Below are 25,327 nucleotides of genomic sequence, written 5' to 3' on the forward strand. Positions count from 1 at the left end.
CTGGTGTTTACGCGACGTTGCCCGCGACGATGCTCATGACGGCCATGCGCACGGCGATGCCGAAGGTCACCTGCGGCAGGATCACGCTTTGCTGGCCGTCGACCACGGCGGAATCGATCTCCACGCCCCGATTGATCGGGCCGGGGTGCATGACGATGGCGTCGGGCTTGGCCAGTTGCAGTTTTTCGGGGGTGAGGCCAAAGCTCTCGAAATACTCCTGGCTAGAAGGCAGCAGCGCGCCGCTCATTCGCTCGTTTTGCAGGCGCAGCATGATCACCACGTCGCAGCCCTTGATGCCTTCTTCCAGGTTGTTGAACACGCGCACGCCCATCTGCGCCATGTCGGCGGGCACCAGGGTTTTGGGGCCGACCACACGCACTTCGGCGCAGCCCAATGTGGTGAGCGCGTGGATGTCAGACCGCGCCACGCGCGAGTGCAACACATCGCCCACGATGGCCACGGTGAGGTTGGTGAAGTCTTTTTTGTAGTGCCGGATGGTGTACATGTCCAGCAAGCCCTGGGTGGGGTGCGCATGGCGACCATCTCCTGCGTTGACCACATGCACATGGGGCGCGACGTGTTGGGCAATCAAATAGGGGGCGCCCGATTCGCTGTGGCGCACCACGAAGATGTCGGCGGCCATGGCGCTCAGGTTGGCAATGGTGTCGAGCAAGGACTCGCCTTTGCTGGCCGAAGAGCGCGCAATGTCGAGTGTGTACACATCTGCCGACAGGCGGGTCGCTGCGATGTCAAAGGTGGTGCGGGTGCGGGTGCTGTTTTCAAAAAACAGGTTGAACACGCTTTTGCCGCGCAAAAGGGGCACCTTTTTCACTTCGCGGTCGCTCACGCTGACGAAGCTGGCCGCCGTGTCCAGGATGTGGGTCAGGATGTCCTTGGACAGGCCTTCGGTGGAGAGCAGGTGGATCAGCTCGCCGTTTTTGTTGAGTTGGGGGTTGTTGCGTTTGTAAAGCATGGTGTCCTTGTCGGGTTCAGGCCTTGTTCTTCACTTCAAAACTGAATGCGCCAGCCGGGTCGCGGGCCAGCGCCAGCGATTGGGTCTCGGGCAGGGCCACGCGGGCCGCGGCAAAGTCGGCTTGCACCGGCAGTTGGCGGCCACCCCGGTCCACCAGCACCGCCAGCTGCACCCGGGAGGGGCGACCATAGTCAAAGATTTCGTTGAGCACGGCGCGAATGGTGCGCCCTGTGTAGAGCACATCGTCGAGCACCAGAATGTCGGCGCCATCGACCTCAAAAGGCAGGTGGGTCTGCCCGCCCGCCGACAAGCCGCGCTGGGCAAAGTCGTCCCGGTGCATGACCGAAGACACCTGGCCCGACTCGCCGCTCAGGCCCAGGTCGCGCTGCAGCCGCTCGGCCAGCCAGGCGCCGCCCGAGGTGATGCCCACCAGGCGGGTGTTGGCCGTGCACAGGCTGCGCACACCGCGCAGCAACTCCAGGTACAGGGCCTCGGCGTTCAGGGCCAGTGCGCTCATGGGATGCTCCTTAAAAATTGGTCCAGGATGATCGCCGCCGCCGCCGCATCGGCGTCTTTGGCCCCATAAGAATGGGCTTCGGTGGTGGTGTAGCGCTCGTCCACCTCGTACACCACCAAGCCAAACCTGCCGCGCAATTGGCGACCGAACTTGCGGGCGCGCAAGGTGTTTTCGTGTTCGCCGCCATCGGGGTGGGTGGGCACCCCGATCACCAGCGCGTCGGGCTGCCATTCCTTGATGCGTTTGGCAATGTGCTCAAACCGGGCATCGCCCTCTGCGGCGATGGTGCCTTGCGGGGTGGCCGACTTCATCAGGCGGTTGCCTACAGCCACGCCAGTGCGCTTGAGACCGTAGTCAAAGGCCAGAAAACTCTGGTGGTTGGCGGGAACGGTGTTCTCGGGGGCGCTGCTCATGCGTGCCCCGCGTCTGGCGAGAGCATCCAGCTTTTGAGACCCAGCAGGTCCAGGGCGCGGTCGTAGCGCTCGGCCATGGGCACCTCAAAAATCACATCGGCCGAGGCGGGCACGGTGAGCCAGGTGTTTTCGCCCAGCTCGGATTCGAGCTGACCTTCGCCCCAGGACGAATACCCCAGCGTGACCAACACGCGGCGCGGGCCAGCGCCAGAAGACAGGGCTTCAAGCACGTCGCGCGAAGTGGTCATCTCCAGCCCACCCGGCACGGTGAGGGTGGAGGCGTAGACCGAGCCTTCTTGTTCGGGTTTGTTCATGCGCAGCGGATCTTGCAAGGGGTCGTGCAAGACAAAGCCGCGCTCGGTTTGCACCGGGCCGCCGTGGCCCACCGGGTTTTGCATCAGATCTTCACGGCGCAGGGGCAACTCCACCTTGTCAAACAAGAGGCGCATGCTGATGTCAGAGGGTTTGTTGATGATCAGGCCCATGGCCCCGCGCGCGCTGTGCTCGCACATGTAGATGACGCTGCGGGCAAATGTCTCATCCTCCAACCCGGGCATGGCGATCAGGAAATGATGCTTGAGGTCAATGGAGGCAGAATCGGCGGTCATGCACCGATTTTAGCGGCCCCGTTTCTGCGAACGGGACCACAGGTGCATTGTTTGACTCAAACCGGCATACCCCGATGGAAACCCCTTTTTCTTGTGGCCTGGTCTGGCTGCGGCGCGACCTGCGCGTGAGTGACCACGCCGCTCTGCACCAGGCCCTGAAGCACTGCCAGCGGGTGCATGTGGTGTTTGTGTTCGACACCGAAATTTTGGACGCCTTGCCCCGCGCCGACCGCCGGGTCGAGTTCATCCGCGAGTCGCTGGTCGAGGTCGATGCCCGTTTGCGCGAACTCTCACGCCACCCCCAAGCCGGCCTGATCGTGCGCCACGGCGTGGCCAAAGACAAAATTGTCAAACTGGCCCAGCACCTGCAGGCGCAGGTGGTGTTTGCCAACCACGACGACGAGCCGCTGGCGCTGGCCCGTGACATCCAGGTGCGCGGCCACTTGGCCGACCACGGCATCGTGCTGCACACTTTCAGGGACCATGTGGTGTTTGAGCGCAACGAGGTGCTGACCCAGATGGCCAAGCCCTTCAGCGTGTTCACGCCCTACAAAAACGCCTGGCTGAAAAAAATCACGCAGGAGGACCTGCAGGCTTTCGATGTGGCCCCGCTGGTCCAACGTCTGGCCCCCCGCCCCGACGATCTGGCGCATCCGGTGCCCAGCCTGGCCGACATCGGCTTTGAGCCCACCAACCTAAAGGCCCTGAAAATCCCCACCGGCGAGTCGGGCGCGCAGGCCTTGCTGCAAGACTTTTTGACCCGCATTGACCAGTACGAAGACACACGCAACTTCCCCGCTGTCAAAGGCCCCAGTTATTTGAGTGTGCATTTGCGCTTTGGCACGGTGTCGATTCGCCAGCTGGCCCGCGAGGCGCACCCGCGCATGTTGGCCGGCAGCGTGGGGGCCAGCGTGTGGCTGTCGGAGCTGATTTGGCGCGACTTTTATGTGCAGGTGCTGCACAACTTTGCCCATGTGGGGCGCGGCCAAAGCTTCAAGCCCGAGTACGACGCGATTGAATGGGAGCAAGGCCCACACGCCCACAAGCTGTTTGACGCCTGGTGCGAGGCGCGCACCGGCTACCCGCTGGTGGACGCGGCCATGCGCCAGATCAACCAGACGGGCTACATGCACAACCGCCTGCGCATGGTGGTGGCGAGCTTTTTGGTCAAGGATTTGGGTATCGACTGGCGCTGGGGGGAAAAGTACTTCGCCACCCACCTGAACGACTTTGACCTGTCGGCCAACAACGGCGGCTGGCAATGGGCCAGCTCCAGCGGATGTGACGCGCAGCCCTACTTTCGCATCTTCAACCCGATCAGCCAAAGCGAAAAGTTCGACCCCGAGGGCAAGTTCATCCGCCGCTATGTGCCGGAATTGGCCGACTTGCCGACGGCCGCATTGCACGCGCCGTGGCTGGCCAAACCCATGGAATTGCAAGCGGCGGGGGTGGTGATTGGTAAAAACTACCCGGCCCCCATCGTGGACCACGCCCAAGCCCGAGAGAAAACGCTGGCCCGCTATGCGGTGGTCAAGAAAAAAGCAGACTGATCAGATGGCGACCATCTCGAAGTCTTCCTTGCGGGCCGCGCATTCGGGGCAAGTCCAGTTCATGGGCACATCTTCCCATTTGGTGCCGGGGGCAATGCCGTGCTCGGGGTCACCCGCGGCTTCGTCGTAAATCCAGCCGCAAATCAAGCACATCCAAGTTTTGTGTTCCATCACAGTGTCGCAATCAGAGAGTCGAATAGAATGATTTGATTGTATCGGCCCATTCCATCCATGCCCTGAGCGGCCTGTCTTGGCCCTGACATTTGACCTTCAATGACCGATCCCAAGCCCGCCATCACCGCCATCGAACAACTTCTGGATGACGAAGAGTCGGCCTCTTTGGCCTGTGTGCTGTCGTTTAACGCCAACGACCCCAGCGGCGCCGGCGGCTTGGGTTGCGATGCGGTGGCCATGGCTTCGGTCGGTGCGCATTGCATGCCCGTGTGCACAGGCACTTATGTGCGTGACACCAGCAGCATCACCGATTTTTACCCCCTCGACGACGAAGCGGTGCACGACCAGGCCCGCGCCGTGGCCGAAGACGTACCGGTTCAGGTCATCAAAGTGGGCTTTGTCGGCACGCCCGAGAGCCTGGCAGTGATTGCTGAGCTGTCGGACGACTACGACGGCGTGCCGGTTGTGGCCTACATGCCCAACCTGTCCTGGTGGGAAGACGACAAGATCGACGCTTATCTGGACGCATTCCGTGAATTGCTGTTGCCGCAAACCAGCGTCCTGGTCGGCCACCACAGCACGCTGCGCCGCTGGTTGTTGCCCGACTGGAGCGGTGAACGCAACCCCGGGCCCCGGGACATCGCCAAAGCCGCCGCCGAGCTGGGCGTGCCCTACACCCTGGTGACGGGGATGCCTTTGCCCGAGCAACACATCGACAACGTGCTGGCCTCGCCCGAAACCGTGTTGGCCCACGAAAAGTTTGAACGCATCGAAGCGGTGTTTGCCGGGGCAGGTGACACGCTCACCGCAGCTTTGGCCGCCTTGCTGGCCACTGGCATGGACCTGCCCGAAGCCACCCGCGAAGCCCTGCATTACTTGGACCGGTGCCTGGACGAAGGCTTTCGGCCCGGCATGGGCCAGGTCATCCCTGACCGCCTGTTCTGGGCACTGCCCGAAGGCGAAGAAACCGAAGACGATGGCCCCGAAGTGCACCCTGGGGCGGATTATTTTGAAGTGCCTTTCAACGAAACCAAACATTGAGACTCGACATGACCGACCGCAACCAAACCCTTTTTGACCGCGCAGCCCAAGTGATCCCCGGTGGGGTCAACTCCCCTGTGCGTGCTTTCCGCGCCGTGGGCGGCACACCCCGCTTTGTGCAGCGCGCACAAGGCGCTTATTTTTGGGACGCCAACGGCCAAAAATACATCGACTACATCGGCTCCTGGGGCCCGATGATCCTGGGCCATGGCCACCCCGCCGTGCTCGAAGCGGTGCAAAAAGCGGCTCTCGACGGCTTTTCATTTGGTGCACCCACCGAGCGTGAGATCGAGCTGGCCGAAGAAATCCTCAAGCATGTGCCGTCCATGGAAATGGTGCGCCTGGTCAGCTCGGGCACCGAAGCAGGCATGAGCGCCCTGCGCTTGGCACGCGGGGCCACTGGCCGCACCAAGTTCATCAAGTTCGAAGGCTGCTACCACGGCCATGCCGACGCCCTGCTGGTCAAGGCCGGCTCGGGCCTGGCCACCTTTGGCAACCCCACCAGCGCGGGCGTACCGCCTGAAGTGGTGCGCGACACCTTGGTGCTCGAATACAACAACATCCAGCAGCTCGAAGAAGCCTTTGCCCTGCACGGCAAGGAGTTGGCCTGCGTGATGATCGAGCCGATTGCGGGCAACATGAACTTTGTGCGCGCCAGCGTGCCCTTCATGACGCGCTGCCGCGAGCTGTGCTCCGAGCACGGTGCCTTGTTGGTGTTTGACGAAGTGATGTCGGGTTTTCGCGTGGCCCTGGGCAGTGCACAAAGCGTTTACGCCAAATTGATCCCCGGCTTCAAGCCAGACATGACGGTGCTGGGCAAAGTGATTGGCGGCGGCATGCCGCTGGCAGCCTTTGGCGGCCCGCGCGAGATCATGCGCCAATTGGCCCCGACCGGCCCGGTCTACCAGGCGGGCACCCTCAGCGGCAACCCGGTGGCCACGGCTTGCGGCTTGGCCACCCTGCGCGAGATCGCCAAACCCGGCTTCTGGGATGCTTTGAGTGCCCGCACCCAAAGCCTGGTCGACGGACTCAAAGGCGCAGCCGCCAACGCAGGCGTGCCTTTCAGCGCCGATTGCCAAGGCGGCATGTTTGGCTTCTTCTTGTTGCCCGAGTTGGCCCAAAACTACGCCCAAGTCATGACCAGTGACAGCCCCAAGTTCAACAAGCTGTTCCATGGTTTGCTGGGCGGCGGTGTCTACATCGCCCCCGCTTTGTACGAAGCTGGTTTTGTGAGTGCTGCGCACACCGAAGCCGACATTGCCGAGACGGTGCGGGTGGCCGGCGACGTGTTCAAAACCCTGTGACTTTGCAGGAGCCCACCCCGAGGGCGATGGGCGTGGCACACGCCCCAAAACATATCGCCCGCAGCGTGGGCTTCTTGGGAGTGACGCTTGTGAAATTCCCGGTTTCATCTGATCTGGTCTTGGGCTCTTCCCTCAAAGCCGTCAGCTTGGCTGTGCTGTGCACAATAGGCGGCGCAGCAAAAGCCGAGTTCGATGCCAGCCGCCTGTGGGTCAACGCCGGGTTTTATTCGGCGCACTTTGACACGAACAAAGGGCTGCGCAACGCCAACCCCGGCATCGGCGTCGAATACCGCATCGACGACACCTGGTCGGCCACAGCCGGGCGTTTTCTCAACAGCAACAACGCCCACTCCAACTATGTGGGTGCTTATTACCAGCCCTGGACTTGGGCTGGCGTGAAGATGGGCGTGGTGGCCGGGGCTTTCAACGGCTATCCCAACGCTTATGAGGGCGGCTGGTTTCCCGCCCTCATCCCCACCGCCAGCCTGGAAGGCCAGCACTGGGGCCTGAACGTGGCGCTGGTGCCGCCGCTCAAAGACCGGCTCTATGGTGCGGTCAGTTTTCAGCTGAAATTTCGGTTTCAGTCAGGTCACTGACTGGGCAGAACCCAGCAGCGTTCCAGTCCAAATCGCTCGAAGTCTCGATCAAAAGTGACCATGCGCAGGCCTGCGCTTTGGGCTGTGGCCGCCAGGCACATGTCGGTCCACAAGCGAATGGGCTGGGGCTCACCGCGACGCCCCAGCAACTGCGCAATGGCGTCATCCAAACCGGGCGGGTCGGCCAGCAAACCCACAGCCGGCGTTTCCAACCATTGGCGGTACATGGCCATGGCCTGCGTCAGACTCAAAACATTGGGGCCCATCGCCCGGGGCTGCGAGAGCAAGCGCACCAAACCCATCATGGTGCTGCGGCAAAACCACAAAGGCGTTTCTGCTTCGCATGCCGATTGCCAATAGCGCATGGCCTCAGCGTGAAACGGGTGAGCGGCACTGCACAGCCCCACCCACACATTGACATCGAGCAAATCGCCCGCTGCCAATCGCCAGTTGGCCGAGGCCTCAGCCACGCCCCAAGAGCTGGATGGTTCGCTCATCGTCTTCCTCGTTGATCAAGTCGTACAGGTCGGCGTTGGTCATTTGGCTCTCCGGCAGGGCCATGGGGCCTTGGCTTGGAATCACCGGCGGGCGCGCGAGAAATCGCTTTTGCGGGTCCACCACTTCGCGGGCGGTCAAGCCCCGCTCCACCAGCTCAATGACCAGGTCGCGCAGGGTCCGGCCCTCTTGGGCGGCCCGGGTTTTGAGGTGCTTGAACAGCGCGTCAGGAAAATCAAGTGAAGTACGCATGTCTGCATTTTTGCATGAACGCATAAAAATGCGCAAGACAGACCACCCAAGAGCCAAGGTGCACCCGGCAAAACGGCGATAATTCGCCCCTGCATTCACGTCCGGACCGGGCGCTTGCCCATCCCTCAGGACCCCCCATGAAAAAGAATTTCCCCCTGCAAGCCGAAGGCAAGCACCCCGACCGCGTGCTCGAAGCCGTCAAACACGAAATCCGCAAATACTTCAAGCGCGAGCGCAACCGCGCCCTGCCCAAGGGCGTGGACTTTTGGGACTTTGACTGCAAGGTGGGCCTGAGCGCCGACAGCGCGGAAGTGGTGCGTGTGGGTGCCGTGATCGAAGCGGTAGATGCTGCGGCCAAAACAGGCGCTTCATCGGTGTATGTGGAGATTTTGAGCAAGCACGGCGTGCGCGTGATCAAGGCACAAGGCCTTGATGATCTGGATCAACCGGTCGATGACCACGGATATTGAGTCGAAAAGCGACAGATCTTGCATGGGTGAACGTCAGGTCTGCCATACATCGCCTGCCATACATCGCCATTCACCCTTGAGAAATCGGCATCAAAACAGCGTTTGTTTGCACGTCAATTGCGCGTGAACAGCCGCTCGATCACGCCCCGCATCCACTGCTGATCCGAGTCCTGCTCGGTACTGCTGTGCCAAACCAGGTTGACCTCGTACACAGGCGCGTCTTCGATGGTCCACATCTGCAACTGAACGCGCTGGCTCAGTTCGCGGGCGTACATCTCGGGCACGATGCACAGCAAATCGGTGTTTTGCGCCAGCTCGGCGATCGCGCCAAAGTGGCGGGGACGCACCAGAATGCGGTCTTGCAGTTTCATGCCGGCCAGCATTTTTTCCACACTCCCATGGAAGGTCGCTGTGGGCGAGACCACCACAAAATTCGCTTGCGCCAATTGCGCAGGGCTGAGCGTGCGCCCGCGCCCCCGGGGTGTGGGTGACCAGTCTTTGGAAGAGATGGCCATGTAGCGTTCTTTGAACAGCAACTGGCTGCGTATGCCCCGGTGTTGCGGCTTGAGGATGCCGATGGCCATGTCGATGTCTCGCGACTCCAGGGAAGCCGCCACTTGGGATGCGTCCACCGACACATTGGACAAACTCGCATGCGGGGATTCGTGGCGCAGCGCCGAGGTCAGGCGCGGCAAAAACAAAATTTCACCCAAGTCGGACAAAGACAAACGCCAATGGCGCTGGCTGCTTTGGGCGTTGAAGGGCTGGTGGTTGAGCAGCAAGCTTTCCATGGCCAGCAATTGCGACTGCATGGCGGGCGCCAGTTGTTCACACAGCCGCGTGGGCTGCAAACCAGCGGGTGAGCGCACAAACAATTCATCGCCAAAAAATTCACGCAATCGGGCCAAAGCATTGCTGGTGGCAGGCTGAGACAAGGCCAGAGCCTTGCCCGCCGCCGTGACAGAGCTTGTGCGGTGGATGGCCACCAGCACCCGCAAAAGGTTCAGATCGAGTTGCCGAAAATTCATGCTGACCCCATGGCCCAAACAAATAAGGGTTGCCACTAATTATTCACAACATCAATGTACACCATTGGAAGAATCCATTTGCACAGCCCCTGCAGCTGGCCTACATTGAAATCCATTCAATGGGTCACTGAGGGGTTCCAAGCCCCGTGAAAGGTTGCGGGCATGGCTGAGCGCTCATTTGTTCAAGAAGTTCAAAAACTGCGCTTGGGCGATGGCGATGAGTTCCATGGCGAAGGCATTTTGGCCGTGACCAAGGCTTTGCTGCAGTCGGGCGTGTCGTATGTGGCGGGCTACCAGGGTGCACCGATCTCGCACCTGATGGATGTGCTGACCGACGCCAACGACATCCTGCAAGAGCTGGGCGTGCATTTTGAGCACAGCGCCTCAGAAGCCACGGCCGCCGCCACTTTGGCCGCCTCGGTCAATTACCCTTTGCGAGGCGCGGTCACCTTCAAATCCACCGTGGGCACCAATGTGGCGTCGGACGCGTTGGCCAATCTGGCTTCGGGTGGCGTCACCGGTGGGGCCATGCTGATCGTGGGCGAGGACTACGGCGAAGGCTCCAGCATCATGCAAGAGCGCTCGCACGCCTTTGCCATGAAGTCGCAGGTCTGGCTGATCGACCCACGCCCCAATTTGCCCAGCATCGTTCACGCGGTGGAAAAAGGCTTTGAGTTGTCCGAGGCCAGCAACACCCCCGTGATGCTGGAGTTGCGCATCCGAGCTTGCCATGTGCATGGCCGCTTTCCCACCCGTGACAACGTGCGGCCCCAGTTCACACTCAAGGATGCGATCGAGAACCCCAAACGCGATGTCAACCGCATCGTGCTGCCACCGGCCAGCTACCTGCATGAACAAGAAAAAACCCACAAGCGCTGGCCCGCGGCGGTCCAATTCATTCAGGAACACCAGCTCAACGAATTCTTTTCTGAAGGCGCGCAGGACTTTGGCATCGTGCTGCAAGGCGGCCTGTACAACGGCGTGGTGCGCGCCCTTCAGTTGCTGGGCCTGGCAGACGACTTCGGCCAAACCGACATCCCGCTGTACGTCCTCAACATCACCTACCCGTTGGTGGACGACGAATTCAAGCGCTTTTGCACAGGCAAGCGTGGCTTGCTGGTGGTCGAAGAAGGCCAGCCCGATTTCATCGAACAAAACATCCACAGCATCCTGCACAAAGCGGGCTTGAGCACCGAGGTGCACGGCAAGGATGTGTTGCCCATGGGCGGCGAATACACCGGTGGGGTGGTGCTGAAAGGCATCCGGGCGTTCATCGCGCAATACGCAGCGCACCTGCTGCCTGCAACGGTGCCCGCAGTTCAAGCAAGCAACCAACTGGCGATCAGCGAAGCCGTGGCCCAGGTGCACCCTCGCCCACCCTCGTTTTGCACCGGTTGCCCCGAACGGCCCATCTTCACGGCCATCAAGATGATCGAGAAAGAGCTGGGCCAGCACCATGTCAGCTGCGACATCGGCTGCCACCTGTTTTCGATCCTTCCGCCCTTCAACATCGGTGCCACCACCATGGGCTATGGCTTGGGCTGGGCAGGAGCATCGGCTTTCAACACCAACGAGACGAGCAAACGCACCGTCTCCATCATGGGCGACGGGGGCTTTTGGCACAACGGCCTGACCAGCGGTGTGGGCAACGCAGTGTTCAACCAGTCCGACAACTTGCTGCTGGTGGTGGACAACGGTTATTCGGCCGCCACCGGCGGGCAGGATGTGCTTTCCTCCAAAGCCATCAACCCGATTCGCAACACCAACAACCCGATAGAAAAAGCCGTGCGCGGCGTGGGTGTCGAGTGGGTCAAGACCGTGACCAACACCTACAGCCTGGACCAAATGCGCCAGGCTTTGCGTGACGCCCTGACCACCCAGCAGCAAGGCCCCAAGGTGATCGTGGCGCAAAGCGAGTGCATGCTCAACCGTCAGCGCCGCGTCAAGCCGCTGATTCGCCAGCGCATCCAAAAAGGCGAACGCGTGGTGCGCGAGCGCTTTGGCATCGACCCCGACACCTGCACCGGCGATCACTCGTGCATTCGCCTGTCGGGCTGCCCATCGCTGAGCATCAAGCCCAACCCCGATCCGCTGCGCCAAGACCCGGTGGCCGCTGTGGCCGACAGCTGCGTGGGCTGTGGCCTGTGCGGCGAGGTCGCGCACGCGGCGGTGCTTTGCCCTTCGTTTTACCGGGCCGAGATCATCAACAACCCCAGCGCCTGGGACCGCTTCAAACAAGGCCTGCGCCAGCGGGTCATTGGCTGGCTGCAAAACCGCATCGAGCGCCGTCTGGAAGGCATTGCCGCATGAACAAGAATGCAAGCCAACCCGGCATCATCAGCCTGGCCATTTTGGCCATGGGTGGTGAAGGCGGCGGTGTGCTGGCCGACTGGCTGGTGGACCTGGCCGAGCACAATGGCCACTGGGCACAAACCACCTCGGTGCCGGGTGTGGCGCAGCGTACCGGGGCCACGATTTACTACATCGAGATGTACCCGCAGTCGGCATCGCCGTCAGGCCAGATGCCCGTGATGGCACTCAGTCCCTTCCCTGGCGAGGTGGACATCGTGTTGGCCTCCGAATTGATGGAAGCCGGTCGCGCACTGCAACGCGGGCTGGTGGACCCCCACAAGACCACCTTCATCGCCTCCTCGCACCGCGTCTATTCCATGACCGAGCGCACCGCCATGGGCGATGGGCGAGTGGACGAGGCCAAGCTGCTCGCCGGTGCACAAGCGGCTGCCAAGTTGTTCATCAGCGCCGACTTTGCCAAGCTGGCCGAGCAAACCGGCAGCCTGATCGCGCCCGCCTTGTATGGGGCGCTGGCGGCCAGCGAGCGCCTGCCGTTTTCCAGGGCGCAATTCGAGGCCACGATTGAGCGCAGCGGCGTGGGTGTCAAAACCAGCCTGAAGGCATTTGCCGCAGGATTTGATGCCGCCATGCAGGCGCTGCACCCCAGCACAGCCAGCGTGGCCGATGCCACACCTGTTGCGCTGCCTTTGCACCGCCAAGTGGGCCCCAAGCTGCAGGCCTTGGCGCAAAGCCTCGAAGGCGCATTCGCCCCCTCGGCCCACGAAGTCATCGCCTCGGGTTTGACGCGACTGGCCGATTACCAAGATGTGGGATACGCCACGCTGTATGCACGGCGCTTGCAGGACATGGCGCAAGGGCTGGCTTCGGCATCGCTGGCACCGTCAATGGCCGCTGAAGTGTTGCGCGAAGGCGCTCGGCACTTGGCGCTGTGGATGTCTTACGAAGACACGGTGCGTGTGGCCGATTTGAAAACACGCCGCTCACGTTTTGCGCGCGTCAGCCAGGAAGTGAGTTTGAACGAGTCGCAATTGATCGACATCCACGAATTCATGCACCCGCGTCTGGAAGAAATTGCCGACACCTTGCCGGCAGGTTTGGGCCGCTGGTTGCTGGGCTCCACGGCTGGTCGCGCCGTGGTGGGCCGCTTCACGCAAAAAGGCCGCGTGGTGCAAACCAGCTCCTTGCGAGGATTTTTGTTGCTGTATTTTGTGGCCAGCCTGCGTCGCATCCGCCCCGTGTCGTTGCGTTACCAAACCGAGCAGCAACGCATCGAAGCCTGGTGGGCGCAAGCCCTGCAACTTTTGCCCCAGCATGCCGAGCTGGCCCTGGAGGTGCTGCGCGCGCAGCAACTGGTCAAAGGCTACGGCGACACCCATGCCCGTGGCTGGCGGCACTTTGAAAAACTCATGACCACCTTGCCGCGCCTGCAGCAACTGCCCGACGCAGCCAACCGCCTGAGCGCTTTGCGCAAAGCGGCCCTGGCCGACGACAGTGGCCAGGCCCTGGACCAAGCCGTGCATCAACTGGCCCCCGCATAACGACCGGACAGTGACCTGCTCAGCAAGCCTAAAAGTTCCCCACCGACCCCCAACCACAACAGGAGACAAGCCCATGAAACGACGTTTACTCACCCAGGCCACGGCACTGGTTTTGGCGCTCGGCGCCACCTCGGCCACGCTGGCGCAAGAGGTCACTTTGCGCCTGATCAGCGGATTTGCTGAAAACGGCATCTACGTGCAACGCCTGCAGCCCTGGATCAACAAGGTCAACGCCGAGGGCAAAGGGGTGCTGCAAATCAACTTCATTGGTGGCCCGCGCGCCATTCCTTCGTTTGAACTGGGCAACGCGGTCAAAACCGGCGTGGTCGACATGGCGCTCAACACCGGTGCGTTTTATACGAACGTGATGCCCGAAGCCGACTTCTTGAAGCTGACCCAAATCCCGGTGGCCGAGCAGCGCAAGAACGGGGCCTTTGATGCGATCAACAAGGTCTGGAACGAGAAGGGCAACATGCAGTATCTGGCCCGCATGGTCGAGAACCAGCCTTTTCACATCTACACCAACAAGAAGGTCGACAAGCCCGACCTGACGGGCCAAAAAATCCGCATCACGCCCGTCTACCGCGACTTCTTTCAAGCGCTGAATGCCAGCGTGATCACCACGCCACCCGGCGAGGTCTACACCGCGCTGGAGCGTGGTGTGGTGGACGGCTATGGCTGGCCCATTGGCGGCATTTTTGACTTCAACTGGCATGAAAAAACCAAGTTCCGCATCGACCCGGGCTTCTACGACGCCGAGGTCTCGCTGATCATGAACCTGCCGGCCTACAAAAAACTCACCGACACGCAGCGCAACTACCTGCAAAAACAGTTGCTGGCACTCGAAGCAGAAAACACGTTCTGGGCGCGTTACGGGGCTGAAGAAATCGCTCGCCAGTCCAAGGCTGGTATCCAGACCATCAGCTTTGATGCGGCCACCAGCAAGGCCTACCGCGACAAAGCTTACGAAGTGGGTTGGGCCGGCGCTGCCAAGCAAAGCCCTGAAGTGGCGGCCCGGTTCAAGGCCCTGTTCTCCAAATGATGCAAGCGCTGTCTGAGCGCTTTGGCCGGTGGCTGTCGGGTCTGGCCCTGCTGGGCTGCCTGCTGCTGCTGGCCATGATGCTCATCATCGTGGCCGATGTGGCCCTGCGCAACTTGGCCATTCCAGGCATGCCGCTGGGGCTGTCCTGGAGCAACGAGGTGTCTGAACTCATGCTCTACCTGATCACGATGTGCGTGGCCCCATGGCTGCTGCGCCAGGGCCAGCACATCCGGGTGGACATTGTTCTGCAGGCCATTCCTCTTCGAGCCGCCTGGGCGCTGGAGTGGGTGGGCGATGTGTTGGGTTTGTGCTGCTGCCTGGTGCTGGCCTGGTACGGCGCGCAAGCGACCTGGGCCAGTTATGCGGCAGGCTCGCTCAGCATCAAAACCCTGGTCACGCCCGAGTGGTGGTCTCTGGCCCCATTGCCTGTGGTGTTTGTGCTGTTGTCCATCGAGATGGTGTTTCGCATGCACCGCCTGCTGCAGGCCGAGCGCGGTCCGCGCCAAGATGCGGTGAGCGCGGCTTGAATCTGTTGCCCATGTTTTTATTGGTCCCGTCTGGAGTCTGCACATGAGCAGTTGGCAAATCGCAGCCTGGTTGATGTTGGGCGGCTCCACCCTGCTGCTGTTCATGGGCATGCCTGTGGCGCTGACTTTTTTGGGCATCAACATCATCGGGGCCGTGCTCTACATGGGGGGTGAGCCCGGTCTGGTGCAATTGGTGCGCAACAGCGTGGGTTCGGTCACGGCCTTTGCGCTCACGCCCATTCCGCTGTTCGTACTGATGGGCGAGATTTTGTTTCATACCGGTTTGGCTGTGAAGGTGATCGACGGCATTGAGCGTCTGATCGTGCGCGTGCCTGGACGCCTGGCGGTGGTAGCGGTGGTGGCGGGCACGGTGTTTTCGGCCATCTCAGGCTCCACCATTGCCACCACGGCCATGCTGGGGGCGCTGATGCTGCCCGTGATGCTGGCACGCGGTTACCACCCCACCATGGCAACAGGCCCGATCATGGCGATTGGCGCTGTGGACATGCTGATTCCGCCTTCGGCCTTGACGGTCTTGCTGGGCTCTTTGTCTGGGATTTCCATCTCCAAACTCTTGCTGGGCGGCATCATGCCAGGGCTGATCCTGTCGGTGGCCTGTGTGGTCTGGATTGTGGTGCGGGTGCGCCTGAGTCCCCATTTGGCCCCGGAAGACCCCAACGCAGAGCAACACCACGGCTGGGCACGCTGGCGTTTGTTTTTTGCCTATGTGTTGCCCACGCTCTCCATCTTTGCCGTGGTCGTGGGGGCCTTGGTCGCAGGCTGGGCGACGCCCACCGAGTGCGCGGCGCTCGGGGCCTTTGCCACCATGGTGTTGGCAGCGCTTTATGGCAAGCTGCGCTGGGAAGCCGTGCTCAAGGCGCTCAAGGGCACAGCGGGCATCTCCGGCATGATCTTGTTCATCATTTTGGGGGCCACCACCTTCGCGCAAATTCTGTCATTCTCCGGGGCCAGCTCGGGCTTGGTGCAGCTCATTACAGGGCAAGGCCTGTCCACAGAGCACATCCTGATCGGCATGATGCTGTTCCTGATCTTCTTGGGCATCTTCATCGATCAGGTCAGCATGATGATGATCACCCTGCCCATTTACATGCCCATCATCACCGCACTGGGTGTGGACCCGGTGTGGTTTGGTGTGCTGTTTTTGATCTGCATGCAACTGGGCTTGTTGTCGCCCCCGTTTGGTTTGCTGCTCATGACCATGCGCGGCGTGGCACCGCCCTCTGTGAGCATGGGACAAATTTTCTTGGCGGTCACGCCTTACTTGGCCATGAGCGTGTTGCTGTTGGTGGCGGTCTTCATGGTGCCGGGCATCGCTACCTGGTTACCCGGCTGGATGGCTTAAGGCCCCTTTTTTGCAGCCGCCGCTGCCCGCAACTTGTCTTTCTTGCTCGGTCGTGAACCCTTGATGCCGCCATTTCCGGGGGAAGGCGGTGGCGGGGTTTCGGTGGGCTCAAAGCCTGGCACTTGCTCCAAAGCGAGTTCCAGGCTTTCGCGTTTCTGGATCAGCTGCCAGTGCGCAAGCGCGGCCGCCGTGACAAAACTCACCGCATCACCATGCGCACCCGCCCTGCCTGTGCGGCCAATGCGGTGGGTGTAATCGGTAGCCGAGCGCGGCAGGTCGTAATTCACCACCACGGGCAGCATCGCAATGTCGATGCCGCGTGAGGCCAGGTCGGTGGTGACCACCACATCCCAGCGGCCCGCCTTGAACTCGCTCAAAACTTCCTGCCGTGCGCCTTGGCTCATCTCGCCATGAAAAGGCGTGGCAAACACACCCGCCTTGTAAAGCTTGTTCGCCACATGCTCGCAGGCGTAACGCGTGGCCACAAACACCAGCACCTGTTTCCAACCGTTTTCGGTGATCAAGTGGCGCAGCAAGGTGGTGCGGCTTTTTTCGTCCACGCGGATGGCGCGTTGCGTGATGTCCGGCTTATGGCCCTCAAAGGCTTCTACCGTGATGCGCACCGGATCGCGCAGCAGCTTGGCCGCCAAAGCCTCCACTTCGGGCGCAAACGTTGCCGAGAACAACAAGGTTTGCCGCTGTGCAGGCAGCAGCGCCAGCACACGCTGCAACTCGTCGGCAAAGCCCAAATCCAGCAAGCGGTCGGCTTCGTCCAGCACCAGGTGTTGCACATCGGCCAGGCGCACAGCATTCTGGTCAACAAGGTCCAGCAAACGACCCGGCGTGGCCACCACAATGTCGGCCCCGCCGCGCAGCGCCATCATTTGGGGGTTGACCGAAACGCCACCAAACACCGTGTTCACCTTGAGCGACTGGGGCAACTTGTACGCCAGATGGGCCAGCACATCGCCCACTTGCACCGCCAGTTCGCGCGTGGGCACCAGCACCAGCGTGCGCACGGGGCGGCGGAAATTGGTCTGGCGCGGTGAGGCCAGCAGGTGCTGCAACAGCGGCAGCGCAAAAGCCAGCGTCTTGCCCGAACCGGTGGGTGCGGTGGCCCACACATCGGCCAATTTCAGGGCAGCCGGCATCGCCTCGGCCTGGATGGGGGTGGGGGCGTACAAGCCCATGTCACCCACAGCGCGCAAAAGCGCGGGGGTCAGGCCGAGTTGGTCAAAACTCAAGCTCATGCCTGATCCTCAAAAAATGGCGACAGGGAAAGGATCAAGGTGACACGACTCATCGCTCATCACCCTCCAGCGGAGAACGGTCGGGCACCATCGCCAAAAAACTGGCCAAATCGCCCGGCTTGGCGGCACCAGCCCGCTCGGCAAAAAAAGCCGCTGCATTCAGGGCCGACACCTTTTCAGCAACGGCCACGGTGATGAACTGGTTGAGTGAGGCCTGATCTTGTTCCGCCAGCTTGCGCGCATGGGCGTACAAAGAGTCGGGCAAGCGAAGGGCAAAGGTACTCATAGGGCATCCTCCAAAAAGGCCAAAGCCTGGGCTGGCGTTTTGACGGCCAGGCTAAAACGAGGCGCGACCATCGAAAAATCTCTCACATTGCAGGTGACCAAGGCGTGAACCCGTGCGTTCACAGCGGCCTCCAGCACCATTTCATCACCCGGGTCTCGCAGCTGTGGCCGCCAGATGTAATGCAAGATCACAGGCTCCACCCACACGGCCAAGGCGGACAAAAACGCATCCACTTGGTCAACAGAAAAACCGTGCAAGGCACGTATCTCATCACGCTTGAGGACCGACTCGTATTCAAGCCACACAGCGGGCGACGCCACCATGCGCAAACGCGCCGAAGCGACCGCTTGGAGCAGTGCATAAGACGCGCCCCGAGCACTGCTCAAGGCGGCAACCAGCACATTGGTGTCCAGCAACATGGCTTTCATGATGTTGCCAATGATATCAGCGATATGGTCGCATGGATGGGTAAGCGACTTTCCACAACCCCTCACTCGGATGTCATGGGCAGTGCGATTTCCCGTGCCCCCAATCCTTGATGAGGGACTGATAGAAGAGATCCCTCACCTTGGATTAATCAATGACGGAAATGGCGAACACCGGTGAAGACCATCGCCACACCGCGCTCGTTCGCCGCGTCAATCACTTCCTGATCGCGCATGGAGCCACCGGGCTGGGCCACGCAGGTGGCGCCTGCATCCACCACCACGTCGAGGCCGTCGCGGAAGGGGAAAAAGGCGTCGCTGGCGACCACGGTGCCCTGCAGACTCAGCTTCGCCGCTTCGGCCTTGATGCTCGCGATGCGGGCGGAATCCAGGCGGCTCATTTGGCCTGCGCCCACGCCCATGGTCATGCCGTTTTTACAGAACACGATGGCGTTGGATTTGACGAACTTGGCCACTTTCCAGGCAAACAGCAGGTCGTGCAGTTCTTCAGGCGTGGGTTGTTTGACGGTGACGATTTTCATGTCGATCAAAGCCAGCTCGTGGTTGTCCGCACTTTGCAGCAACAGGCCTGAACCCACGCGCTTGGTTTCCAGCGCGTTGCGCACGTCGCCGTAGTTCGCGGGCAAGGCGATTTTCATCAAGCGCACATTGACTTTGCTCTTGAACACTTCGAGCGCTTCGGCGCTGAAGTCGGGGGCCATGAGCACTTCGACGAACTGCTTGCTCACCGCTTCGGCAGCGGCTTTGTCCACCGGGCGGTTGAAGGCGATGATGCCGCCAAACGCGCTGGTGGGATCGGTTTGGAAGGCCTTGCTGTAGGCCTCGAGTGCGCTGGCGCCCACGGCCACGCCGCAGGGGTTGGCGTGTTTGACGATCACGCAGGCGGTGGCCTCGAAGCTCTTGACACATTCCCACGCCGCGTCGGCGTCGGCGATGTTGTTGTAGCTCAGCTCTTTGCCTTGCAGCTGCACGCCAGTGGCCAGCGAGCCGTCCGCAGGCGCGAGGTCGCGGTACCAAGCGGCTTGCTGGTGGCTGTTTTCACCGTAGCGCAGGTCTTGCACCTTCACGTATTGCTCGTTGAATTGGCCACTGAACTGGGCGCGCTCGGGCACGTAGTTTTCGCTCAGCTTCTCGGCTTCAAAGTTCACGCTGGAGAGGTAGTTGCTGATCGCGCCGTCGTATTGGCTGATGCGGTTGAACGCGGCCACGGACAAGGCAAAACGCAGTTTGTCGCTCAGTTTGCCGTTAGCTTTGAGTTCAGCCATCACGTCCGCGTATTGGCTGGCGTCGGTGACCACGCCCACGTCTTTCCAGTTCTTGGCGGCGCTGCGCACCATGGCGGGGCCACCGATGTCGATGTTCTCGATCGCGTCGGCCAGCGTGCAGCCAGGCTTGGCCACAGTGGCTTCAAACGGATAGAGGTTGACGATGAGCAGGTCGATGGTGTCGATGCCGTGCGCCTCCAAAGCAGCCATGTGCTCGGGTGTGTCGCGGCGGGCCAGCAAGCCGCCGTGCACCTTGGGGTGCAGGGTTTTGACACGGCCGTCCAGCATTTCGGGGAAGCCGGTGACCTCGGCCACCTCGGTCACAGGCAGACCTTGGTCGGCCAAGAGCTTGGCGGTGCCGCCGGTGGAGATCAGGCCTACGCCCAAGGCGTGCAAATCACGCGCAAGTTCGACGATGCCGGTTTTGTCAGAGACGGAGATCAGGGCGCGCATGGGGACTTTCTTCAAAATTCAGAGGTATTCAAGGCGGAGCCGGGGTAAAGGGTTTCGGCAGGTATTCAAGTGAGCCGGGCGGCAGCAGGCGACGCCAGCTTCATTTCAACAAATCGTGTTCGAGCAGTTTCTTGCGCAAGGTGTTGCGGTTCAGGCCCAGCCATTCGGCCGCACGCGACTGGTTTTGGCCCGACTGGGTCATCACCACGTCCAGCAACGGCTTTTCGACCAGCTTGACCAGCATGTCATACAGGCCTGTGGGGTCGGTGCCGTCCAGGTCGCGAAAGTAAATGTCCAGGTTGTCCCGGATGCAGTTTTCAATGGATTGGGGTTCGCTCATGGCGTGGTCTCTAAATCGGTGCAGGCCTCTGGGCTCAAGGCCATGCGCTGGGGCAAACGCTCCATCTGATCGGCCAAGCCGTCCAGATAAGCGGCCACGGCAGCCAGTTGCCCGGCTGCTGTCTCCAAGGTGTTCATGTGTTCGCGAAAGGCGGCGCCACCGGGCAGCGTGCGCACATACCAGCCGATGTGTTTGCGCGCCGAGCGCACACCGGTGTATTCGCCATACAGGCTGTAATGGTCTTGCAGGTGCTCCAACAAGGCACGGCGCACCTCGGCCACCAAAGGCGCTGCCAGGTGTTCGCCCGTTGCCAAAAAGTGTCCGATTTCACGGAAGATCCAAGGGCTGCCTTGCGCGGCGCGGCCGATCATGACTGCGTCGGCCCCGGTGAACTTGAGCACATCGCGAGCTTTTTCGGGCGAATCGATGTCGCCATTGGCCACCACCGGGATGCGCAAAGCGGCCTTGACCGCGGCCACCGTGTCGTATTCAGCAAACCCTTTGTAGCCTTGCTCGCGGGTGCGGCCATGCACGGTGACCATCTGAACCCCAGCGCTTTGCGCGGCAAGGGCCAGGCTCAGGGCGTTTTTTTCGGTGTCGCACCAGCCGGTGCGCATTTTCAATGTCACGGGCACCCCGTGCGGCAAGGCGGCTTGCACCACGGCAGAAATGATCTCCAGTGCCAGCGGCTCGTCCTGCATCAGGGCAGATCCGGCCCATTTGTTGCAAACCTTTTTGGCTGGGCATCCCATGTTGATGTCGATGATCTGGGCGCCCCGGTCGATGTTGTAGCGGGCGGCGTCGGCCATCATCTGCGCCTCGGTGCCTGCGATCTGCACCGCAATGGGCCCCGGCTCCCCTTCGTGGTTGGCACGCCGCGAAGTTTTGAGCGATGCCCACAGATCTGGCCTCGAGGTCACCATCTCGCTCACCGCATAGCCCGCCCCGAACTGTCTGCACAGCTGACGAAACGGCCTGTCCGTCACCCCGGCCATGGGGGCGACAAACAAGTTGTTCGGCAATAGGTATTGGCCTATCTGCATGACTGGAGGTGCGTATTTGGGGGGGACTGAACGAAGAGGTACGATTGTAATTGCTTAATATTTCAGCAAATGAAAGCTGGGTGTGCTAGAAGCCTTCAAGAATGTTGTCAGCTGAAACTGCCGCAATCAACAGAAAGTCACAATGACCCCGCGACTGATGGCCATTGGCACCCCGCTACACTGAGTTCATGGAACTTTGGCTCAACGACTTAATGCAATGGCTGGCCTTGCCGCAATACGGTCTGAGCACCGTGTTTGTGATCGCCTTCATCTCGGCCACCCTGCTGCCCATGGGCTCGGAGCCTGCGGTGTTTGGCCTGGTCAAGCTCAACCCTGAACTGTTTTGGCCCGCGATTTTGGTGGCCACGGCAGGCAACACCTTGGGCGGCATGGTCAGCTGGTGGATGGGCTGGGGCACCCACCAAGCGGTCAACAAGTGGCGCGACTCCAGCACACACATCCGCGCCCTGGCCTGGCTGGAAAAGCTGGGGCCCAAAGCCTGTTTGCTCAGCTGGCTGCCCGGCGTGGGCGATCCGCTGTGTGCGGTGGCCGGTTGGCTCAAGATGCCCCTTTGGCCATGCACGCTCTACATGGCGATTGGCAAGTTTTTCCGCTACCTGCTCATGACCGGTGGCTTGGTTTGGCTTTTCCCCACCCACTGAGGTTCGCACGTGATCTCCCGCTTCTGGACTGTGTTGATCGCTTTGGGGCTGCCCTTGTTGGGCGCTTTGGCATGGACATGGGCACCAGATGTTCCGGTGGATGCCCTCAAGGCACGCTGGGCTGCACCGCCCTCACACTTTGTGAGCCTGCAAGGCATGCAAGTGCATGTGCGCGACGAGGGACCACGTGATGACCCGAACCCCTTGGTGTTGATCCATGGCACCTCGGCCAGCTTGCACACTTGGGACGGATGGGTGGCCGCTTTGAACCCACATCGGCGCGTGATTCGCATGGACTTGCCCGGCTTCGGTCTGACCGGCCCCGCTCCCGATGGCGACTACAGCATGGCGCGATATACCGGCTTCATAACGGATTTACTGGACTTACTGAACATTGACCAGGCCGTGTTGGCCGGTAACTCGCTGGGTGGTGGCATTGCTTGGCAAACCGCACTGACCCACCCAAAACGGGTGAGCCAGTTGGTGCTGGTCGATGCCACGGGCTACCCCTTGCAACCCCAATCCATGCCCATCGGTTTTCGACTGGCCCAAATTTCATGGCTGGCGCCGCTGACGCAGAACATTCTGCCCCGGTCCATGATTGAAGCCAGCGTGCGCAACGTCTATGGCCAGCCAGAAAAAGTCAGCCCAGCCCTGGTGGATCGTTATCACGACCTAACGCTGCGCGAAGGCAACCGAGCCAGCTTGGTGCAACGCTTTCAGTACCGCAGCAGTGATGCCGCATTGGCTGGGCAAATTTCTAAACTGCGTCTGCCCACTTTGATTCTGTGGGGCAGCGAAGACCGGCTGATTCCGCCCGAGCACGGTCAAAGTTTTCAGCGAGACATCACAGACAGCCAGCTGCAGGTCTTTGAAGGCTTGGGTCATGTGCCCCACGAAGAGGACCCCGAGGCGACGGTGCAGGCGGTGAAAAGGTTTTTAAGCCTGCCGCCTTGACGCCGAATCAGGAACTGAACAAGAAGTTCATCACATCGCCATCCTTGACGACGTAGTCCTTGCCTTCCGCACGCATCTTGCCCGCGTCTTTGGCGCCTTGCTCGCCCTTGAAGGCGATGAAGTCGTCAAACGCGATCGTTTGGGCACGGATGTAGCCCTTCTCGAAATCGGTGTGGATCACGCCCGCAGCTTGTGGGCCGGTGTCGCCCACACGAATGGTCCAGGCGCGCACTTCTTTCACACCCGCTGTGAAGTAAGTTTGCAAGCCCAGCAAGCTGTAGGCCGAGCGAATCAGGCGGTTCAGGCCCGGTTCGTCCTGGCCAATTTCCTTCAAGAACTCCAGGCGGTCAGAGTCGTCCATCTCGGACAACTCGGCTTCGATCTTGGCGCAGATGGCCACCACGGGCGCGTTTTGCTTGGCCGCAAAAGCCTTGAGGCGGTCGAGGAAAGGGTTGTTCTCGAAGCCGTCTTCCGACACGTTGGCCACGAACATGGCGGGCTTGGCGGTGATGAAGAAGAACTGCTTGAGTTCCGCACGTTCTTCTTTGCTGAAGTCGATGGTGCGCACCGGTTGGGTGTCATTCAGGGCGGCTTGGCACTTTTCCAGGATGGCCATTTGCTTGACCGCGTCCTTGTCACCAGAGCGGGCGATTTTGCTAACGCGGTGGATGGCTTTCTCGACAGCGGCCAAGTCGGCCAGGCACAGCTCGGTCTGGATGACCTCGATGTCGGCAATCGGGTCGACCTTGTTGGCGACGTGGATGACGTTGTCATCTTCAAAGCAGCGCACCACGTTGACGATGGCGTCGGTCTCGCGGATGTGGGCCAAAAATTTGTTGCCCAGGCCCTCGCCTGTACTGGCCCCAGCCACCAGACCCGCAATGTCAACAAATTCGACGATGGCCGGCACGATGCGCTCAGGCGTGATGATGTCCGCCAACTGCTGCAAGCGTGGATCGGGCACCTCGACAACACCCGTGTTGGGCTCGATGGTGCAGAAGGGGTAGTTTTCAGCGGCGATGCCAGCTTTGGTCAGGGCGTTGAAAAGGGTGGATTTGCCCACATTGGGCAGACCCACGATGCCGCATTTGAGGCTCATGGAAGGCTTTCGGTGATTCGGGGGGTAGATTCGGAAATCAGCCCGCGATTTTAACGGCTCAGCCCGGGGCTACCGGCCCAGCCCCAAAGTCCCCGGCGGCCCCGCGCGATAGGCCGCCTCCTTACAATGCGGGCATGGCTCTTCCCCCTGACATTTGCATCCGTGGCGCTGGCATCGTGGGCCGCACCCTGGCTTTGCTGCTGGCGCGCGAGCGGCTGAACGTGGCCTTGGTCGACGCCCCCGCCCCCTCCGCCACCCGTGACGTGCGTGCTTATTCACTCAACGGCGCCGCCAAGGCCTTGTTACAAGACCTGCGCTGCTGGCCCGAAGCGCCCGCCGTCACCCCCGTGCACCAGATGCAGGTGTGGGGCGACGATGGCGGCCTGCTCCACTTTGGCGCGGGAGACCATGGTGTGGGCGAGCTCAACTGGATGGTGGATGTGCCCGTGCTGCAAGCGCTGCTGACCCAGGCCGTGCAGTTCCAGCCGCAAATCCAAGTGGTGCAGGCCCCGGTGGCCGCACCGCTGACGGTGGTGTGTGAGGGCCGCGCCAGCCAGACGCGCGCCGAGCTGGGCGTGAGCTTTGACATCACCCATTACGAACAACACGCCTTGGCCACCCGGCTGGTGTGCGAGCGAGCGCACGAGGGCATCGCCCGGCAATGGTTTGGCTGGAGCCATGCACCCGGCTTGACACAGCCCCAAGCCGAAGTGCTGGCCCTGCTGCCCCTGGGGGGCGAAGGCGGGCGCGAAGTTGCGCTGGTCTGGTCGGTTCACCCGCAGCGGGCGCAAGAGCTTATGGGACTGAACGCCGAAGACTTTGCTGCAGCGCTGACCGGGGCCTGCGGCCAGGCTTTGGGCGGTATGCAGCTGTCGGCCGAGCGTGCCGTGTGGCCGCTGCAACTGGCCCGGGCAGAGCGCTGGATCGGCCCCATGCCTGGCCAAAACAAACAAGCCTTTGCCTTGGCCGGTGACGCGGCCCATACCCTGCACCCCTTGGCTGGTCAGGGCCTGAACGTGGGCCTGGCCGATGCGGCCGAGCTGGTGCAAGTCATCCGTGCCAAGGAATTTTGGCGGCCTCTCTACGACCCCAAACTGCTGCGCCGCTACGAGCGGGCACGCCAAGCCGACGTGCAGGCCATGGGCCTGGTCACCGATGGCCTGCAGCGCCTGTTTTCGCAGCCCGGCCCGTTGTGGCAAAACCTGCGCAACTGGGGCATGCGCGGCTTTGACCGCAGCGGCCCACTCAAACACTGGATGACGCAACGCGCCATGGGCCAAAGCACACCGCCCGCCCAAGCCCGCGCCAAGTCCGCAAGCTGA

General features: G+C 61.4%; 28 protein-coding genes. 13 read left to right on the forward strand and 15 right to left on the reverse strand.

Annotation, left to right across the window (positions count from 1 at the left end):
• Window positions 1-7: 7 nt before the first annotated feature.
• The 4 genes from B9Z50_RS02265 to B9Z50_RS02280 are packed head-to-tail and all read right to left on the reverse strand — an operon-like array spanning window position 8 to window position 2,511.
• Window positions 8-973 (reverse strand): aspartate carbamoyltransferase catalytic subunit, encoded by a 966-nt coding sequence (locus B9Z50_RS02265; RefSeq protein ID WP_108362050.1) that lies wholly within the window; start codon window positions 971-973, stop codon window positions 8-10.
• A gap of 16 nt (window positions 974-989) precedes the next feature.
• On the reverse strand, window positions 990-1,490 hold the full coding sequence (gene pyrR, locus B9Z50_RS02270; RefSeq protein ID WP_108362051.1) for a bifunctional pyr operon transcriptional regulator/uracil phosphoribosyltransferase PyrR: 501 nt from the start codon (window positions 1,488-1,490) through the stop codon (window positions 990-992).
• Window positions 1,487-1,903 (reverse strand): Holliday junction resolvase RuvX, encoded by a 417-nt coding sequence (gene ruvX, locus B9Z50_RS02275; protein ID WP_108362052.1) that lies wholly within the window; start codon window positions 1,901-1,903, stop codon window positions 1,487-1,489. Before ruvX ends, pyrR begins: the two co-directional genes overlap by 4 nt.
• On the reverse strand, window positions 1,900-2,511 hold the full coding sequence (locus tag B9Z50_RS02280) for a YqgE/AlgH family protein (RefSeq protein WP_108362053.1): 612 nt from the start codon (window positions 2,509-2,511) through the stop codon (window positions 1,900-1,902). The genes ruvX and B9Z50_RS02280 overlap by 4 nt, the downstream gene beginning before the upstream one ends.
• A gap of 74 nt (window positions 2,512-2,585) precedes the next feature.
• On the opposite strand from B9Z50_RS02280, the gene B9Z50_RS02285 reads away from it, so the two are divergent.
• The gene (locus tag B9Z50_RS02285) at window positions 2,586-4,061 is read left to right on the forward strand and encodes a deoxyribodipyrimidine photo-lyase (protein WP_108362054.1); all 1,476 of its coding nucleotides are present in this window, start codon (window positions 2,586-2,588) and stop codon (window positions 4,059-4,061) included.
• On the opposite strand, the gene B9Z50_RS02290 is transcribed toward B9Z50_RS02285, so the two are convergent.
• On the reverse strand, window positions 4,062-4,232 hold the full coding sequence (locus B9Z50_RS02290; RefSeq protein WP_090045047.1) for a rubredoxin: 171 nt from the start codon (window positions 4,230-4,232) through the stop codon (window positions 4,062-4,064).
• 102 nt (window positions 4,233-4,334) lie between these two features.
• Between B9Z50_RS02290 and B9Z50_RS02295 the strand changes: the two genes are divergently transcribed.
• From B9Z50_RS02295 to B9Z50_RS02305, 3 genes are all read left to right on the forward strand, one after another.
• Complete coding sequence (locus tag B9Z50_RS02295) at window positions 4,335-5,276, forward strand: bifunctional hydroxymethylpyrimidine kinase/phosphomethylpyrimidine kinase (RefSeq protein ID WP_108362055.1); 942 nt, start codon at window positions 4,335-4,337, stop codon at window positions 5,274-5,276.
• Window positions 5,277-5,284: 8 nt separating this feature from the next.
• Window positions 5,285-6,580, forward strand: a complete 1,296-nt coding sequence (gene hemL / locus B9Z50_RS02300; RefSeq protein WP_108362056.1) for a glutamate-1-semialdehyde 2,1-aminomutase — start codon at window positions 5,285-5,287, stop codon at window positions 6,578-6,580.
• Between the two features lie 89 nt (window positions 6,581-6,669).
• Window positions 6,670-7,176, forward strand: a complete 507-nt coding sequence (locus B9Z50_RS02305; RefSeq protein ID WP_233249719.1) for a hypothetical protein — start codon at window positions 6,670-6,672, stop codon at window positions 7,174-7,176.
• Here the strand turns inward: B9Z50_RS02305 and B9Z50_RS02310 are convergent.
• The gene (locus B9Z50_RS02310) at window positions 7,170-7,673 is read right to left on the reverse strand and encodes a TA system VapC family ribonuclease toxin (protein ID WP_108362057.1); all 504 of its coding nucleotides are present in this window, start codon (window positions 7,671-7,673) and stop codon (window positions 7,170-7,172) included. The two genes, B9Z50_RS02305 and B9Z50_RS02310, sit on opposite strands and share 7 nt — an antisense overlap.
• Window positions 7,639-7,923 (reverse strand): hypothetical protein, encoded by a 285-nt coding sequence (locus tag B9Z50_RS02315; protein WP_146183144.1) that lies wholly within the window; start codon window positions 7,921-7,923, stop codon window positions 7,639-7,641. Before B9Z50_RS02315 ends, B9Z50_RS02310 begins: the two co-directional genes overlap by 35 nt.
• A 137-nt stretch (window positions 7,924-8,060) precedes the next feature.
• Between B9Z50_RS02315 and B9Z50_RS02320 the strand changes: the two genes are divergently transcribed.
• On the forward strand, window positions 8,061-8,393 hold the full coding sequence (locus B9Z50_RS02320) for a DUF6172 family protein (protein ID WP_108362059.1): 333 nt from the start codon (window positions 8,061-8,063) through the stop codon (window positions 8,391-8,393).
• 113 nt (window positions 8,394-8,506) lie between these two features.
• On the opposite strand, the gene B9Z50_RS02325 is transcribed toward B9Z50_RS02320, so the two are convergent.
• The gene (locus tag B9Z50_RS02325; protein WP_108362060.1) at window positions 8,507-9,421 is read right to left on the reverse strand and encodes a LysR family transcriptional regulator; all 915 of its coding nucleotides are present in this window, start codon (window positions 9,419-9,421) and stop codon (window positions 8,507-8,509) included.
• Window positions 9,422-9,583: 162 nt separating this feature from the next.
• On the opposite strand from B9Z50_RS02325, the gene B9Z50_RS02330 reads away from it, so the two are divergent.
• The 5 genes from B9Z50_RS02330 to B9Z50_RS02350 all read left to right on the forward strand — a co-directional run bounded on the left by B9Z50_RS02330 (window position 9,584) and on the right by B9Z50_RS02350 (window position 16,204).
• Window positions 9,584-11,731, forward strand: a complete 2,148-nt coding sequence (locus tag B9Z50_RS02330) for an indolepyruvate ferredoxin oxidoreductase subunit alpha (protein ID WP_108362061.1) — start codon at window positions 9,584-9,586, stop codon at window positions 11,729-11,731.
• Window positions 11,728-13,272, forward strand: a complete 1,545-nt coding sequence (locus B9Z50_RS02335; protein ID WP_108362062.1) for an indolepyruvate oxidoreductase subunit beta family protein — start codon at window positions 11,728-11,730, stop codon at window positions 13,270-13,272. Before B9Z50_RS02330 ends, B9Z50_RS02335 begins: the two co-directional genes overlap by 4 nt.
• Before the next feature lie 73 nt (window positions 13,273-13,345).
• The gene (gene dctP, locus B9Z50_RS02340; RefSeq protein ID WP_108362063.1) at window positions 13,346-14,314 is read left to right on the forward strand and encodes a TRAP transporter substrate-binding protein DctP; all 969 of its coding nucleotides are present in this window, start codon (window positions 13,346-13,348) and stop codon (window positions 14,312-14,314) included.
• A complete protein-coding gene (locus B9Z50_RS02345; protein WP_233249720.1) occupies window positions 14,314-14,841 on the forward strand; it encodes a TRAP transporter small permease in 528 nt (175 codons plus the stop codon). The genes dctP and B9Z50_RS02345 overlap by 1 nt, the downstream gene beginning before the upstream one ends.
• A 43-nt stretch (window positions 14,842-14,884) precedes the next feature.
• Window positions 14,885-16,204: a TRAP transporter large permease subunit gene (locus tag B9Z50_RS02350; protein ID WP_108362064.1), complete on the forward strand. Its 1,320-nt coding sequence runs from the start codon at window positions 14,885-14,887 to the stop codon at window positions 16,202-16,204.
• Here the strand turns inward: B9Z50_RS02350 and B9Z50_RS02355 are convergent.
• The 6 genes from B9Z50_RS02355 to dusB all read right to left on the reverse strand — a co-directional run bounded on the left by B9Z50_RS02355 (window position 16,201) and on the right by dusB (window position 21,287).
• Window positions 16,201-17,448 carry a DEAD/DEAH box helicase gene (locus B9Z50_RS02355; protein WP_108362513.1) on the reverse strand — a complete coding sequence of 416 codons (1,248 nt, stop codon included), beginning with the start codon at window positions 17,446-17,448 and terminating at the stop codon, window positions 16,201-16,203. The genes B9Z50_RS02350 and B9Z50_RS02355 overlap by 4 nt on opposite strands.
• A 55-nt stretch (window positions 17,449-17,503) precedes the next feature.
• A complete protein-coding gene (locus B9Z50_RS02360; protein ID WP_108362065.1) occupies window positions 17,504-17,740 on the reverse strand; it encodes a toxin-antitoxin system HicB family antitoxin in 237 nt (78 codons plus the stop codon).
• Window positions 17,737-18,168: a putative toxin-antitoxin system toxin component, PIN family gene (locus tag B9Z50_RS02365; protein ID WP_108362066.1), complete on the reverse strand. Its 432-nt coding sequence runs from the start codon at window positions 18,166-18,168 to the stop codon at window positions 17,737-17,739. The genes B9Z50_RS02360 and B9Z50_RS02365 overlap by 4 nt, the downstream gene beginning before the upstream one ends.
• 149 nt (window positions 18,169-18,317) lie before the next feature.
• Window positions 18,318-19,904: a bifunctional phosphoribosylaminoimidazolecarboxamide formyltransferase/IMP cyclohydrolase gene (gene purH / locus B9Z50_RS02370; protein WP_108362067.1), complete on the reverse strand. Its 1,587-nt coding sequence runs from the start codon at window positions 19,902-19,904 to the stop codon at window positions 18,318-18,320.
• A 100-nt stretch (window positions 19,905-20,004) separates the two neighbouring features.
• The gene (locus tag B9Z50_RS02375; RefSeq protein ID WP_053171959.1) at window positions 20,005-20,244 is read right to left on the reverse strand and encodes a Fis family transcriptional regulator; all 240 of its coding nucleotides are present in this window, start codon (window positions 20,242-20,244) and stop codon (window positions 20,005-20,007) included.
• The gene (dusB, locus tag B9Z50_RS02380; protein WP_108362068.1) at window positions 20,241-21,287 is read right to left on the reverse strand and encodes a tRNA dihydrouridine synthase DusB; all 1,047 of its coding nucleotides are present in this window, start codon (window positions 21,285-21,287) and stop codon (window positions 20,241-20,243) included. Before dusB ends, B9Z50_RS02375 begins: the two co-directional genes overlap by 4 nt.
• Window positions 21,288-21,475: 188 nt before the next feature.
• On the opposite strand from dusB, the gene B9Z50_RS02385 reads away from it, so the two are divergent.
• Complete coding sequence (locus B9Z50_RS02385; RefSeq protein ID WP_108362069.1) at window positions 21,476-21,949, forward strand: YqaA family protein; 474 nt, start codon at window positions 21,476-21,478, stop codon at window positions 21,947-21,949.
• A 9-nt stretch (window positions 21,950-21,958) separates the two neighbouring features.
• Window positions 21,959-22,906 carry an alpha/beta fold hydrolase gene (locus B9Z50_RS02390; protein WP_233249721.1) on the forward strand — a complete coding sequence of 316 codons (948 nt, stop codon included), beginning with the start codon at window positions 21,959-21,961 and terminating at the stop codon, window positions 22,904-22,906.
• A gap of 7 nt (window positions 22,907-22,913) precedes the next feature.
• Here the strand turns inward: B9Z50_RS02390 and ychF are convergent, their stop codons facing one another.
• The gene (ychF, locus tag B9Z50_RS02395; RefSeq protein ID WP_108362070.1) at window positions 22,914-24,005 is read right to left on the reverse strand and encodes a redox-regulated ATPase YchF; all 1,092 of its coding nucleotides are present in this window, start codon (window positions 24,003-24,005) and stop codon (window positions 22,914-22,916) included.
• A gap of 134 nt (window positions 24,006-24,139) precedes the next feature.
• Here ychF and B9Z50_RS02400 point away from each other — a divergent pair, with 134 nt between their 5' ends.
• Window positions 24,140-25,327: an FAD-dependent monooxygenase gene (locus B9Z50_RS02400; protein WP_108362071.1), complete on the forward strand. Its 1,188-nt coding sequence runs from the start codon at window positions 24,140-24,142 to the stop codon at window positions 25,325-25,327.

It is taken from the genome of Limnohabitans sp. Bal53 (genome assembly GCF_003063355.1).
Lineage (GTDB): Bacteria > Pseudomonadota > Gammaproteobacteria > Burkholderiales > Burkholderiaceae_C > Limnohabitans_A.